Raw genomic sequence first — 13,234 nt, forward strand, 5'->3', positions numbered from 1 at the left:
TCCTCTTCCAGCGCGCCCGACTTTTGGCCCGGCTACGTGGACGCCTTGATCAACGTGGTGCTGAACCTGCTGTTCGTGGTCTCCATCTTCGCCATCGCCGTGGCCGCGACAAGCCTGTCCGCGCCATCGCCGCACGGCGGCCCTGATCCCGTCACAGCAGACAAGTCCGACGACAAGACGCAGCCTTCCCGCGCCCCGATCGGCTCATCGATTGCCACGCCCATCGGGCCGACCACCTGGCATGTCGCGCAACGCGTCGTTTCGCCCAAGGCCCACGCCGATGCCGATGCCGTTGCCGATGCGGTGGTCGCGAAAAGTGGCGCTGCGGCGCAAGGCGCGACGATGCAAGAGTTCGCGCGGTACGGAGATCCCGTGCTGGACCTGCGGCTGACCGTGCGGGCCGACACGTCCGCGTCGAGCACACCCCCCGTGCGGTTGGAGGGCGTGTCCGGCAACGGGGACCTGCGTTTCAAGCTGTCTTTCGCCCCGGGCGCCGTGGCGCTGGATGAAGAAGTCCGGGGTCTATTGCAGGTGATGGCTGCATCCACACTGGCGGATCGTCCGCTGACGCTGTGGGCGGCCACCGATCTGCGTCAGGCCACCGCGCGCCTGGCGACCAGCCGGCGCCTGATGGCGCTGCGTGATGAGCTCTCGAGCGCTGGCATCGACGCCGCGCGCATCGACTTGCGCATCACGGGGGGCGGAACCTGGCCGGAGGCCGCGCCGGCTTCGGTCTGGCTGACCAGCGCGGACCAGCCCGCCAGTCCGGCCGAAGCGCGCTGAACGCAGCGTCGATCTGGAATTTCGGACGGCGTTGACCTGCGTCCTCAACGCGCCAGCCAGATGCTGAGTCGTTGCCACTGTTCCAGATCGCGGGCCACGCGGCCGGGCGCGATGTCCCAGAGCGTCAGACCGCGCGCAGCCAGTTGCACGTAGTTCTGGGTGTCGCGCAGCTCGGCCAGAAGCGGCAGCCCGAGCTGCTCGATGAACTGGTGGAGCTGCTGCTGCGATAGCGTCCCCTCGCGCACGCGCATCGCCACCAGACCGATGTCCAGTCCATGGCCGGACTCGTCAGGGGACCTGCCGCGATTCCGGGACGCCTCTCGCAGCTCCCGCACGAAGTCGTAGGTCGCCTGGATATCGAAGAGGCTGGGCTGCAGCGGCACGATCACGCGGTCCGCCACCTTGAGCGCCTGAGCGAACTTCTTGCCGGACAACCCGGCGGGGGTGTCCAGCACCGCATGCGACACCCCTTTGGGCGCGCGCAGTTGCTCGGTCGACGCCAGCTCCCAGCCGCGGATCGCCGGCAGCGCTGCAGGCCGCTGCGCGAGCCACTTCGCCGAAGATTGCTGGCGGTCGATGTCGCCAAGCATGACCGCGTGCCCGCGATGGGCCAGGAATCCCGCGACGTTGCTCGCGAGCGTGCTCTTGCCGACCCCGCCCTTGGGGTTGGCGACCAGGATCACCGGCATGGCCTCTCCTCTCCTCAATGAGGTGCGCGCGATGTTATGCGATGCCGCAAAATCCGGCGCCATGAGTGCCCCCTCCTCCATCCTCATCCTGGTCGCGCATCCGGATCTGGCTCATTCCCGCGTGACGCGGGCGATGCTGTCCGCCGCGCACGGCCTGCCCGACGTCCGCGTGCGCGACCTCTACGCGCTGTACCCGGACTACTCGATCGACACGCACGCCGAGCAGGAGGCCCTGCGCGACGCCGAGATGCTGGTCTGGCTGCACCCGATGCACTGGTACGGCATGCCGGCGCTGATGAAGCTGTGGGTGGACGAGGTGCTGAGCGTCGGCTTCGCGTACGGCCAGACCGGTCACGCGCTGCACGGCAAGGACCTGTGGCTGGTGACCTCCGCCGGCGGCAGCGAACACTCGTACAGCGCCGAGGGCTACAACCGCCATCCGGTCGGCGACTTCCTGCTGCCCTATGCGCAGACGGCCGCGCTGTGCGGCATGCGCTTCCTGCCGCCGCTGATCCTGCACGGCGCGCAGAAGGCGGCGGCCGAACAGGTCCAGGCCCATGCGCAGGCCTTCGTCGAGGGCCTGCGCGCGTTGCCTGAATGGTGCGAGCACCAGCCCGAGCCCCCGCAGGAGACGGTCCCCGACGACGAGCGCCCGGTGCGCGAGGAAGGAGCGCCGGTCTGATGGATGTCTCCACTCCGATGGCCGCGGCGTCCGCCGCGATGACTGCCGCGTCCGCCGCCGTGACCGCGACCGAAAGCGCCGTGCACGGCGCTCATGGCAACTGGCTGCTGACCCCGCTCGTCCTGCTGGCCGCCGCGGTGCTCGCGGTACCGCTGGCGCGCGGGTTGAAGCTGGGATCGATCCTGGGCTATCTCGTGGCGGGCGTGCTGCTCGGGCCGCAGGTGCTGGGGCTGATCAGCCAGCCGGCGACGGTGCTGGAAATCGGCGAATTCGGCGTCGTGCTGATGATGTTCCTGGTCGGCCTGGAGCTCGAGCCCAAGCGGCTGTGGGCGATGCGCCGGCCGATCTTCGGTTGGGGATCGGCGCAGATGCTGGGCTGCGCGGCCCTGCTGCTGATCCCGTCCTTCTTCCTCGACGCTGACTGGCACGCCGCCGTCATCGCGGCGCTGGGGTTGGCGATGTCCTCGACGGCGGTGGCGCTGGCCACGCTCAGCGAAAAGAACCTCGGCAACACGCGCGCCGGCCAGAGCGTGATCAGCGTCGCGCTGCTGCAGGACATCGCCGCGATCCCGGTGCTGGCGCTGGTGCCCCTCCTGGCGAGCCAGGGCCGGCCCGCCGCGGGCCATTCCGGCGGACGGATCTGGCTGGCGCTCGGGGCGCTCGTGCTGATCGTGCTGGGCGGCCGGCTGCTGCTGCGGCCGCTGCTGCGCTGGATCGCGCGCAGCGGCACACCGGAGATCTTCACCGCCGCCTCGCTGCTGCTGGTGCTGGCGGCGGCGATGCTGATGCAGAAGGCGGGACTGTCGATGGCGCTGGGCGCCTTCGCGGCCGGCGTGCTGCTCGCGGAGAGCGAGTACCGCCGCGCGTTGGAGGCCGACCTGGAACCGTTCAAGGGGCTGCTGCTCGGCATGTTCTTCATCGCCGTGGGCATGGGGCTGGACCTGACGGTGCTGTGGCACAAGCCGTTGGTCGTGCTCGGCCTGCTGGCCGCGCTCTGGCTGTGCAAGGGTGTGGTGCTGGCGGTGCTGGGTCGGGCCATGGGCCTGCCCAGGCCGGAGCGCGCGGTTTTCGTCATCCTGCTGGCGCAGGGCGGCGAGTTCGGCTTCGTCGTCTTCCAGCTGGCCGAGCAGGCGACGCTGCTGGATGCGGAACAGCGCTCGGTGCTGGTCGCGGCGGTCGCCCTGTCGCTGGCGCTGACCCCGGCGCTGCTGGCCTGGGCGCAGCGTCGCGCCGGCCAGATCGAGCGCAAGTCGCCGCACGCGCTCACCGAGCAGCAGGAGTCGACGGTGATCATCGCGGGCTTCGGGCGCTACGGGCAGATCATCGGGCGCATGCTCTTCGCCAACGGCATTCCGGCGACGGTACTGGACCACGACGCCGACACCGTCGAATCGCTGCGGCGCTTCGGCTGGCGCGTATTCTGGGGCGACGCGACCCGGCTGGAACTGCTGCGCACCGCAGGTGCCCAGCACGCGCGGGTGCTGGTGCTGGCTGTCGACGATTTCAACCACAGTGTCAAGATCGCCGAAATCGCGCGGCAGCATTTCCCGCACCTGACCATCGTCGCGCGGGCGCGCAACGTCCAGCACTATTACGCGCTGCGCGAACTGGGCGTCGAATTGATCGAGCGCGAGACGCTGGACTCCGCGCTCATGAGCGCGCGCAGCGTGCTCCAGCAGTTGGGCTGGGAGCCGCACGCGGCGCGGCAGATGGCGTGGCGTTTCCGGCGTCACACCGTCGAGCAGACCGAGGCACTTCGCCCGCACCGGGGCGACCTGGACACGCTGATCGCCATGTCCAAGCGAGGTCGCGAGCAGCTGGAGGAGCGCCTCGCCGCTGAACGCAAGGCGCTGGCCGAGGGCAAGGTCCGCAATCCCTGGCAGGAGCCGCATCTGGCGCCGGGAGCGGCCCCGGCTGCCGCCCCGATCGCGACGCCGGTGTCATCCGAGCATCCCCTGCCGGACAAGGCCTGACGAGGGCGGCGACAATCGACCGCTTATGTTTGCCCCTTCCCAACTCGAGGTCCGGCGATTCTTCTGCCAGACCTATCGCAAGTACCGCGACAAGCTGCCGCTGACGCCGATGGAGGCGATCGCCTCGGACTGGATCGAGCAGCATCCGGAGTACCACGAGGAACTCGCCGACGAAGACGCCGCGCTCGCGGCGGTCTATACGGTCGAGGACGGCCGCACGAATCCGTTCCTTCACCTCTCCATGCACCTGAGTCTGATGGAGCAGCACCAGATCGACCAGCCGACCGGCGTGCGCCAGGCGCTGGATCTTCTGGCCGCTCGTCGCCAATCGCTGCACGAGGCCCACCACGAGGCGATGGAATGCCTGGGCGAGATGATCTGGTCCTCACAGCGCAGCGGCCTGCCCCCGGACGGCCACGTCTACCTGGACTGCCTGCGGCGCAAGGCGACGCGGACGCCGACCTGACGTCGACCAGCAATGCAAAAGGCCACGCACTGCGTGGCCTTCGTCATTGGAGAGGCGCCCGGCTTACGCCTGGATAGCGCCACCCAGCGCCGACTTGCGCTCGCTCTTGCCGGACGCGCCATACAGGCCGCTCGGCTCGCCGGGCATCAGCACGTCGATGGCGCGGTCCAGCGCCGCGGTGGCACGGGCCAGAGATTCGCGCTGGGCGGCGACACGGCCGCCAGCCTGCATCAGACGGGTGCGCAGCCCTTGCGGCACGGTGCCGGTACGCGCGGCCGCGCTGAACTGTTCGATCGCCCGGGCCAGCGCCGCGTGCAACGACGCCGCGTGCAGCTCGATCGCCTGCGAGTCGCGTCGATGCAGCGCGTCGCCCAGCAGGTTCAGGCAGCTTTCGACGTCCTGGAGCGGTTGCTCCAGATCGACGGAGGTCGTGGTCAGAGGCGTGGCGGTCATGGGCGTCACCGGAAAAGCTTGGATCTTGGTCGCTTCAGCTCAGCTTTTTACGACTGGGCGCTCAGTGCGACTGCTGGGTGCGGCCCAGCATCTCGGACGCGTTGGCGATCAGCTTGTCGGCGATCGCGTCAGCGTTGATCTTGAACTCGCCCTTCTCGATCGCGCTGGCGATGCGGGCGACCTTCTCCGCGTCGAAGCTGCCGTCGTCCTGGCCCGTGCCCGAGATCAGGCTGCTGGCCGTGCTCGACAGTTCGACCTTGGATCCCTCGTTCGAGGGGGCAGCGGCACCGGCCTTGGCGGCCTTGGCGCCCCCCTCGGTCGCGCCGGCAGCGGTGCCGCCGACTTTCGAGTAGGCGTTGATGTCAGCGTTGTTACCGATCTTCATGGCGTTTCTCCATGGGCCCGAGAACTTCCGGATCCCTTCCATTAGCGGGTTTATCGACCTGCCTGGACGGAACTTGAGGGGCGAGCTTCACAAATTAGACAGATCTCTCGGTGAAGGGCCTCACAGTACCACCTCCACCCGTCGTTCACCGATCGTACGCCCGGTGGCCATGCGGCCATTGTCGAAACGTACCCGGACATCCTGGCCTTCCAGCCCGACACCCATCGCCTGGCCTTCGCCGGCGATCGCATATCCATCCCCGGTGGCCATCACCTGCACCCGGTCTCCCGGCTGCACCCATTGGCGCAGCTTGAGGTCGACGGAACGCAGTGCCTGGCCGGCCGCGACCGGTTTGGCGAGGTGGCGCCCGAGCCAGCCATCCGCTTGTGTATAGATGGCGCCGGCCTCACCGGCAATATCTACTTCGGCCAGCCGGAAATGTTCTTGAGTCAGGACCGTGCCGGTCGGCAGGTCGGCGGCGGCAACAAAGGCCTGACCGAAGACCTTGATCGTCAGCGGCAGCGTCACGTTCCACCTGGTCACGCCGGCCAGACAGCGCAGGCCCAGCCGGGTGCGGCCCCACATGCGGCTGCCGGGCGGCAGGTAGGGCTGGATCTGCGCGCAGGGCGCCAGGCGCAGGCGCGGGTCCAGCTTGCCGATCTCGATCTCCACGCGCGCCTGGTCCGGCGCCACCTGGCGGGCGCCGGCCATCGCCAGCGTCTGCAGGCGATCTTCCAGCGTCGCGTCCAGCGCACCGAGGCCCGAGGCGCCAGGTTCGCTAATAGAAATATTGGGCGCCGCGGCGATCTGCACCGGCGCGGCAGTCTGCGCCTCGGCCTCGTCGACCAGCCCGAACATCAGCCACACGGACATCAGCGCCCCCGCCAGCAGGGCGGGCAGCGCCTGCGCGTGGCGGGCATGGGTGGGGTGGCAGCTTTGCGGCATGGGTCGGAACTGTACGGATCCGGGGCTCGCCGGTGGCTTCGAAATGCGCCGGGATCACCCGTCTTATCGCGCTCATGTTTTCGGACCTGCTGAACACAATGCTCGAACCTGACAAAAACGGGTGACAGGCAACGGGCCGCGTCCCGACGCCCCGCCCCGTCCGAAGGAGAAACGACATGCTGAACAAACTGACCGACGCGATGAACTTCCAGTCCCAGGCGCTGACCCTGCGGGCGGAGCGTCAGCGTCTGCTGGCCAGCAACATCGCCAATGCCGACACCCCGGGCTACCAGTCCAAGGACATGGACTTCGCCAAGGCGCTGCGCGCGGCGACCTCCCCGGCGGCCAATCCTTCGGAGTCCAACCAGACCCTGACCCAGCGCACCCAGAACGCACTGCAGAGCAGCCTGAGCGCGATGACCAGCATGGACAGCAACACCGTCGACATGGACCGCGAGCGCGCCAGCTTCGCTGACAACACGGTGAAGTACGAGGCCTCGCTGCGGTTCCTGAACGGCTCGATCCGCACGATGCTGGACGCGATGAAGTCGCCGAACGCCGCCTGATCGGCCGCTAGAAGAAGGAGCCCGTCATGTCGATGTTCAGCATCTTCCACATCAGCGGCAGCGCGGTCAGCGCGCAGAGCCAGCGCCTGAACGCGGTGGCCAGCAACATGGCCAACGCCGACACGGTCGCCGGCCCGGACGGCCAGGCGTACAAGGCACGCCAGGTGGTGTTCCAGAGCGTGCTCGCCCAGAACGGCATGGACCAGACCGACGTCGGCGTGCAGGTGGTGGGCGTCCAGGAGAACCAGACCCCCGGCCGCCGCATCCATGACCCTGGCCACCAGTTGGCGGACGCCGACGGCTACGTCACCTACAGCAATGTGAACAGCGTGGAGGAGATGGTCAACATGATCTCCGCCTCCCGCTCATACCAGAACAACCTCGAGGTCATGGGCACCGCCAAGTCGCTGCTGCTCAAGACCCTGCAGATGGGCCAGGGCTGACCGCCTGCTCCGCCAGATCAACCGCAAGTAACGCGAACAAAGCGCGAACGGAACGCCCATCATGGACTTCACCGCCCTGAACAACAACACGAAGACCGGCGCCGCCACGAACACGGCCGCCGCCAGCGCCACCGGCACGAGCGCGCAGGAAACCTCCGACCGTTTCCTGAAGCTGCTGGTCGCGCAGTTGCAGAACCAGGATCCGATGAACCCGATGGACAACGCCGCGGTCACGACCCAGATGGCGCAGATCCAAACCGTCACCGGCGTCAGCACGCTGAACAGCAGCATCCAGGCCCTGGGCAGCCAGTTCGGCCAGATGCAAGCGCTGCAGAGCGTGAGCCTGGTCGGCCGCGAGGTCACGGTCCCCGGCAACAAGGTGAACGTCGCCGACGGCAAGGCCACGATGAACTTCGATCTGGCCGGCGCCGCCGACGCGGTCAAGCTGGAGATCCTCAACGGGGCCGGCGAAGTCGTCTCCACGCAGGACCTCGGCAAGATGAAGAGCGGCATGCAGTCGTACACCTGGGACGCCTCCAAGGCGACCGAAACGACCAACCTGAGCTTCCGCGTCACGGCGACCAACGCCAGCGCGCCGGTCACCACCACCACCCTCACCCGCGACACGGTGCGCGCGGTGAACACGAGCGGCGCCACGCTGCAGCTCGAACTCAAGAATTCCGGCCTGGTCGATTACGACAAGGTCCGGTCGCTGGGCTGATCCCAGCACTTCCGCCCCAGCCCAGCTCCCCAGCTTCACCCCGATTTATCCCGCAGATTCGCGCCTGAATCGCCCAAGGACACCACCATGAGCTTCCAACAAGGCCTCTCCGGACTGAACGCTTCCAGCAAGAACCTGGAAGTCATCGGCAACAACATCGCCAACTCGCAGACCTACGGCGCCAAGTCGTCGCGGGCCGAGTTCGCCGACATGTATGCCGCCTCGCTCAACGGCGCCGGCTCCAACGACGTCGGCATCGGCGTGCAGATCCAGACGGTGGCGCAGCAGTTCACACAGGGCAATATCTCGATCACCGAGAACCCGATGGACCTGGCGATCAACGGCGCGGGCTTCTTCCAGGTGTCCGACGGCAAGAGCCCGACGGTGTACACGCGCAACGGGCAGTTCAAGGTCGACAAGGACGGCAACATCGTCAACAACGACCAGCTCAAGCTGATGGGCTACCCCGCGGACGCCAACGGCGTGATCCAGCCGGGCCTGGCCACCGGTCTGAAGCTGCCCACCGGCGGCATCGATCCCAAGGTCACCAGCGACATCAAGATGGAGTTCAACCTGGACTCCCGCGCCGGCCCGACCGCCGCCTACGACCTGACCGATCCGGCCGACCCGAACTCGCCCAAGATCGACAAGACCGGCATCACGCTGAACGACCCCACCTCGTACAACAACGCGACGTCGATGACGGTGTACGACGCCAAGGGCCAGCCCACCGCGCTGACCATGTACTTCCAGCGCGCCAACAACGACGACGCCAACGGCAACACCGTCTGGAACGTCTATCTGACGGCCAACGGCAGCGCGGTGCAGTTCGACTCGCAGGGCAACCCGATCGAGACCGACGACGGCACCGCCAAGGGCAACCCGCTGACGCCGTTCACGCAGATGACCTTCCTGCCCACCGGGGGCAAGCCCGTCTCGCCCGGCCCGAGCGAATTTCTGAACCTGAAGATCCCCGCCGGCACGAACTCGCAGGGCGCGCCGACGCTGCCGATCCCGGCGCCGCCGGCCGACCCGTCGGATCCGTCGGTGCAGGGCATCAGCTTCGACCTGCGCTCGGCCACGGAGAACGGCTCCAACTTCGCCGTGACCGACCTGAGCCAGAACGGCTACGCGCCGGGCCAGTTGGTCGGCATCAAGCTGGAAGACAACGGCATCGTGACCGCCCGCTATTCGAATGGCGAATCCAAGCCTGCCGGCCAGGTTGAACTGGCGAATTTCCGCAACCCGCAAGGCCTGCAGCCGCTGGGCGGCAATGTCTGGGCACGGACCAACGCGTCGGGCGATCCGGTCGTGGGCGTCCCCGGCGACGGCAACCTGGGCGTGCTCACCCCGGGCGCGCTGGAGGAGTCCAACGTGGACCTGACTTCCGAACTGGTCAACATGATGACCGCCCAGCGCGTCTACCAGGCCAATTCGCAGACCATCAAGACGCAGGACCAGGTCCTGCAGACGCTGGTCAACCTGCGCTGATCCCGGCGCAGCCGAGCTGACCGACCCCATTGCCGATCGCTGAGGAGTTGTCATGGACCGCATGATCTACCTGTCGATGAGCGGCGCCCAGGCGGCGATGTCGCGCCAGGACGTGCTCTCCAACAACCTGGCCAACGCCAACAGCAACGGCTTCCGGGCCGAGCTGCAGGCGTTCCGGGCGGTGCCCATCCGCGGCGAGGGGGCATCCACCCGCGCCTTCGCGCTGGAGACCACCACCGGCCACGACCTCGCCGCCGGCCCGATCACGACCACCGACCGCAACCTGGACGTCGCCATGAAGGGCAAGTCCTGGATGGCCGTGCAGGCGCTGGACGGCACGGAGGCCTACACCCGCGCCGGCTCGATGGACGTGGACCAGGACGGCGTGCTGCGCATGCGCAACGGCCTGCAGGTGCTGGGCGACGGCGGTCCGATCACGGTGCCGCCCAACTCCACGATCTCCATCGGCGACGACGGCACGGTCGTGGCCAAGGCCGACGGCCAGCGTCCGGTGAACATCGGCCGCATCAAGCTGGTCACCGAGGACGGCCGCTTCACGCGCCGCGACGACGGCCTGTTCATCGCCGACGGCGGCGACCCGCTGCCCGCCGATCCCGCCGCCCGGCTCCAGTCGGGCGCTCTCGAAGGCTCCAACGTGAGCCCGGTCGAGACCATGGTCGGCATGATCGCCGCCGCCCGCCAGTTCGAGCAGCAGATGAAGATGCTCTCGATCGCCCAGACCCACGGCCAGGCAGCGTCCAAGCTGCTGTCCGACAGCTGATCCGCCTGCCGACAGTTCGCAGTACGGAACCGCATTCGCCACAGGATTAGGAGACTTCGATGCTTCGCTCGCTCTGGACCGCCAAGACCGGCATGGAAACCCAGCAGACCCAGCTGGACGTGATTTCCCACAACCTCGCCAACGTCTCGACCAACGGCTTCAAGAAGTCGCACGCGGTCTTCGAAGACCTGATGTACCAGACGCTGCGCCAGCCCGGCGCCAACAACACCGAGCAGACCACGCTGCCCACCGGCATGCAGGTCGGCCTGGGCGCCCGCGCGGTCGCGACCTCGCGCAGCCACTCGCAGGGCAGCCTGACGCAGACGTCCAACTACCTGGACGTCGCCGTCAAGGGCAACGGTTTCTTCCAGGTCCAGATGCCCGACGGCACCACCGCCTACACCCGCGACGGCAGCTTCCAGCTGGACGCCAACGGCCAGGTCGTCACCAACAACGGCAACACCGTGCTGCCGGGAATCATCGTCCCGGCCGACGCCAAGTCGCTGACCATCGGCGCCGACGGCACGGTGAGCGTCACCACCGCCGCCAGCGCCACGCCGACGACGCTGGGTCAGCTTCAATTGGCGAACTTCATCAACCCGCCGGGGCTGGAATCGCTGGGCGGCAACCTGTACGCCGAGACCGTCGCCTCCGGCACGCCGCAGACCGGCGCCCCCGGCCAGAACAGCCTGGGCACGGTGCAGCAGGGTTTCGTCGAAACCTCGAACGTCAACGTCGTCGAGGAACTGGTCCAGATGATCCAGACGCAGCGCGCCTACGAAATGAACTCGAAGGCGATCACGACCACGGACCAGATGCTTCAGAAGCTCTCCCAGCTCTGACGGGCGCTCGCCCCGCTTTTCGACCGATCGGGCGTTGAGCGCCCGCGCGACGATGCGGTGGCCTTCGTTCTTGTCCGCGATCCTAGGAGTTGTCATGCCTTCGTTCCCGTCCCTGCCCCGTTCCCTTCCCCGCTCGTTCGTTGCCCTGGCCGTCGTGCCGGCGGCCTTCGCGCTGACCGCGTGCTCGACGATGTACCCGCAGCCGCGGGTGGACATGCAGCCCGCGCCGGTCGTGAAGATGCCCGAGCCGATCCCGGCCTCCGCCAACAACGGCGCGATCTACCAGAACGCGAACTACCGGCCGCTGTTCGAGGATCACCGCGCCCGCCTGGTCGGCGACATCGTCACCGTGACGATCACCGAAAAGGTCAGCGCGACGCAGAAGTCGACCAGCGAACTGGACAAGAGCGGCGCCCTGGCCGCCGGCGTGACCGCGATCCCGGGCATCGCCGGGAACTCCTTCGGCGCCGGCCGTGCCGACGTGGGCGGCTCCTCGTCCAGCAAGAGCACCGGCAAGGGCACGAACGAGAACACCAACGACTTCTCCGGCACCATCACCGCCGTCGTCACCGGCGTGCTGCCCAACGGCCACCTGCTGATCTCGGGCGAGAAGCAGGTCGGCGTGAACGCCAACGTGGACATCCTGCGCTTCTACGGTCAGGTCGACCCGCAATCGATCCGCCAGGGGAACATCGTCGCCTCGACGGCGATCGCCAACGTCCGGGTCGAGCAGCGCGGTCGCGGCGCCGTCGCGGACGCACACGGAATTGGCTGGCTATCCCGCTTCTTCTTGAACCTTTCGCCCGTTTAAGTTTCCCCACAATCGGTCACACGAGTCTGCAACCGTGTGACCGAGATGTACCCCAACACCCTCCCCCGTTTCTTCTCCCGCCCCAGCCACGGAGGCTTTCGCCTGCTGGCCTCCGGCCTGCTGTCGCTGATGGCCCTGCTCGCGATCGCGACGCCGGCCGAGGCGACGCGCATCAAGGAAGTCGCCGCGGTGCAGGGCGTCCGCTCCAACCCGCTGACCGGCTACGGCCTGGTGGTGGGCCTGGACGGCACCGGCGACCAGACCACGCAGGCCCCGTTCACGGGCCAGAGCATCACCGCCATGCTGCAGCAGTTCGGCGTGCTGCTCCCGCCCGGCGTGACCATGCAGCCGCGCAACGTCGCGGCGGTGATGATCACCACCCAGCTTCCCCCCTTCGCGCAGCCCGGCCAGCCGCTGGACATCGTCGTGTCCTCCATGGGCAACGCCAAGAGCCTGCGTGGCGGCACGCTGATCGCCACGCCGCTGCGCGGCGCCGACGGCCAGATCTATGCGATCGCCCAGGGCAACCTGATCGTCGGCGGCGCCGGCGCGTCCGCGGGCGGCTCCAAGGTCCAGATCAACCACCTGAGCGCCGGCCGCATCCCCGGCGGCGCGCTGGTCGAGCGCAGCGTGCCCACGCCGCTGCAGCAGAACGAGTGGCTGCAACTGGACCTGAACGCCTCGGACTTCGGCACCGCGCGCGCCGTCGCCAAGGCGATCAACAAGTCCAAGGGCGAAGGCACGGCGATGGCGCTGGACGGCCGCGTCGTGAAGGTCCGCGCCCCGCTGGCGCCGGACGCCCGCGTCGCCTTCCTGGCCGACATGGAGAACCTGAGCTTCGACCAGGAGATCCCGTCCGCCCGCATCGTCATCAACGCCCGCACCGGCTCGGTCGTCATGAACCAGGCCGTCACGCTGCAGCCCTGCGCGGTCGCGCACGGCAACCTGGCGGTGACCATTTCCAGCACGCCTCAGGTCAGCCAGCCCAACGCGCTGTCCGGGGGGCAGACCACGGTCACGCAGAAGACCGACATCTCGATCAAGCAGGACCCCGGTTCGCTGATCCAGCTGCCGGCCGGCGCGCGCCTGAACGACGTCGTCAAGGCGCTCAACACGCTGGGCGCCACGCCTCAGGACCTGCTGGCGATCCTTCAGGCGATGAAGAGCGCCGGCGCGTTGAACGCCGAACTCGAGGTGATCTGA

General features: G+C 68.1%; 16 protein-coding genes. 12 read left to right on the forward strand and 4 right to left on the reverse strand.

The genetic code is table 11. From position 1 onward, the window contains the following. Nucleotides 1-36: 36 nt before the first annotated feature. Entirely contained in the window at nucleotides 37-783 is a 747-nt protein-coding gene (locus tag PV762_RS15885; RefSeq protein ID WP_421035970.1) for a hypothetical protein, read from the forward strand. Nucleotides 784-827: 44 nt separating this feature from the next. On the opposite strand, the gene PV762_RS15890 is transcribed toward PV762_RS15885, so the two are convergent. Beyond that, on the reverse strand, nucleotides 828-1,472 hold the full coding sequence (locus PV762_RS15890; RefSeq protein ID WP_421035971.1) for an AAA family ATPase: 645 nt from the start codon (nucleotides 1,470-1,472) through the stop codon (nucleotides 828-830). A gap of 61 nt (nucleotides 1,473-1,533) precedes the next feature. Here PV762_RS15890 and PV762_RS15895 point away from each other — a divergent pair, with 61 nt between their 5' ends. Genes PV762_RS15895 through PV762_RS15905 form a run of 3 tightly spaced genes read left to right on the forward strand, consistent with a single transcriptional unit; the run spans nucleotide 1,534 to nucleotide 4,593 of the window. Next, nucleotides 1,534-2,154 carry an NAD(P)H-dependent oxidoreductase gene (locus PV762_RS15895; RefSeq protein ID WP_421035972.1) on the forward strand — a complete coding sequence of 207 codons (621 nt, stop codon included), beginning with the start codon at nucleotides 1,534-1,536 and terminating at the stop codon, nucleotides 2,152-2,154. Further along, nucleotides 2,154-4,127, forward strand: coding sequence for a glutathione-regulated potassium-efflux system protein KefC (gene kefC, locus PV762_RS15900; RefSeq protein WP_421035973.1), 1,974 nt, complete (start codon nucleotides 2,154-2,156; stop codon nucleotides 4,125-4,127). Before PV762_RS15895 ends, kefC begins: the two co-directional genes overlap by 1 nt. A 25-nt stretch (nucleotides 4,128-4,152) precedes the next feature. Beyond that, complete coding sequence (locus tag PV762_RS15905; RefSeq protein WP_421035974.1) at nucleotides 4,153-4,593, forward strand: DUF1841 family protein; 441 nt, start codon at nucleotides 4,153-4,155, stop codon at nucleotides 4,591-4,593. Between the two features lie 63 nt (nucleotides 4,594-4,656). Here the strand turns inward: PV762_RS15905 and PV762_RS15910 are convergent, their stop codons facing one another. The 3 genes from PV762_RS15910 to flgA all read right to left on the reverse strand — a co-directional run bounded on the left by PV762_RS15910 (nucleotide 4,657) and on the right by flgA (nucleotide 6,376). Next, nucleotides 4,657-5,046: a hypothetical protein gene (locus PV762_RS15910; protein ID WP_421035975.1), complete on the reverse strand. Its 390-nt coding sequence runs from the start codon at nucleotides 5,044-5,046 to the stop codon at nucleotides 4,657-4,659. A gap of 61 nt (nucleotides 5,047-5,107) precedes the next feature. Next, nucleotides 5,108-5,431 (reverse strand): flagellar biosynthesis anti-sigma factor FlgM, encoded by a 324-nt coding sequence (gene flgM / locus PV762_RS15915; protein ID WP_421035976.1) that lies wholly within the window; start codon nucleotides 5,429-5,431, stop codon nucleotides 5,108-5,110. A gap of 120 nt (nucleotides 5,432-5,551) precedes the next feature. Next, nucleotides 5,552-6,376 carry a flagellar basal body P-ring formation chaperone FlgA gene (gene flgA, locus PV762_RS15920; protein WP_421035977.1) on the reverse strand — a complete coding sequence of 275 codons (825 nt, stop codon included), beginning with the start codon at nucleotides 6,374-6,376 and terminating at the stop codon, nucleotides 5,552-5,554. A gap of 176 nt (nucleotides 6,377-6,552) precedes the next feature. Between flgA and flgB the strand changes: the two genes are divergently transcribed. From flgB to PV762_RS15960, 8 genes are all read left to right on the forward strand, one after another. Continuing rightward, a complete protein-coding gene (gene flgB, locus PV762_RS15925) occupies nucleotides 6,553-6,942 on the forward strand; it encodes a flagellar basal body rod protein FlgB (RefSeq protein ID WP_421035978.1) in 390 nt (129 codons plus the stop codon). Between the two features lie 26 nt (nucleotides 6,943-6,968). Then, a complete protein-coding gene (gene flgC, locus PV762_RS15930) occupies nucleotides 6,969-7,385 on the forward strand; it encodes a flagellar basal body rod protein FlgC (RefSeq protein WP_421035979.1) in 417 nt (138 codons plus the stop codon). 61 nt (nucleotides 7,386-7,446) lie between these two features. Beyond that, nucleotides 7,447-8,106, forward strand: coding sequence for a flagellar hook assembly protein FlgD (locus tag PV762_RS15935; protein WP_421035980.1), 660 nt, complete (start codon nucleotides 7,447-7,449; stop codon nucleotides 8,104-8,106). Between the two features lie 87 nt (nucleotides 8,107-8,193). Continuing rightward, nucleotides 8,194-9,597, forward strand: coding sequence for a flagellar hook protein FlgE (gene flgE / locus PV762_RS15940; protein ID WP_421035981.1), 1,404 nt, complete (start codon nucleotides 8,194-8,196; stop codon nucleotides 9,595-9,597). A gap of 52 nt (nucleotides 9,598-9,649) precedes the next feature. Continuing rightward, the gene (gene flgF, locus PV762_RS15945; protein ID WP_421035982.1) at nucleotides 9,650-10,378 is read left to right on the forward strand and encodes a flagellar basal-body rod protein FlgF; all 729 of its coding nucleotides are present in this window, start codon (nucleotides 9,650-9,652) and stop codon (nucleotides 10,376-10,378) included. Nucleotides 10,379-10,437: 59 nt separating this feature from the next. Next, nucleotides 10,438-11,220, forward strand: coding sequence for a flagellar basal-body rod protein FlgG (gene flgG, locus PV762_RS15950; RefSeq protein WP_421035983.1), 783 nt, complete (start codon nucleotides 10,438-10,440; stop codon nucleotides 11,218-11,220). A 94-nt stretch (nucleotides 11,221-11,314) separates the two neighbouring features. Then, nucleotides 11,315-12,031, forward strand: coding sequence for a flagellar basal body L-ring protein FlgH (locus tag PV762_RS15955; RefSeq protein WP_421035984.1), 717 nt, complete (start codon nucleotides 11,315-11,317; stop codon nucleotides 12,029-12,031). A gap of 129 nt (nucleotides 12,032-12,160) precedes the next feature. After that, on the forward strand, nucleotides 12,161-13,234 hold the full coding sequence (locus PV762_RS15960) for a flagellar basal body P-ring protein FlgI (RefSeq protein WP_421036018.1): 1,074 nt from the start codon (nucleotides 12,161-12,163) through the stop codon (nucleotides 13,232-13,234).

Source organism: Mitsuaria sp. CC2 (genome assembly GCF_048957715.1).
In the GTDB taxonomy this organism is placed as follows: Bacteria; Pseudomonadota; Gammaproteobacteria; order Burkholderiales; family Burkholderiaceae_C; genus Roseateles.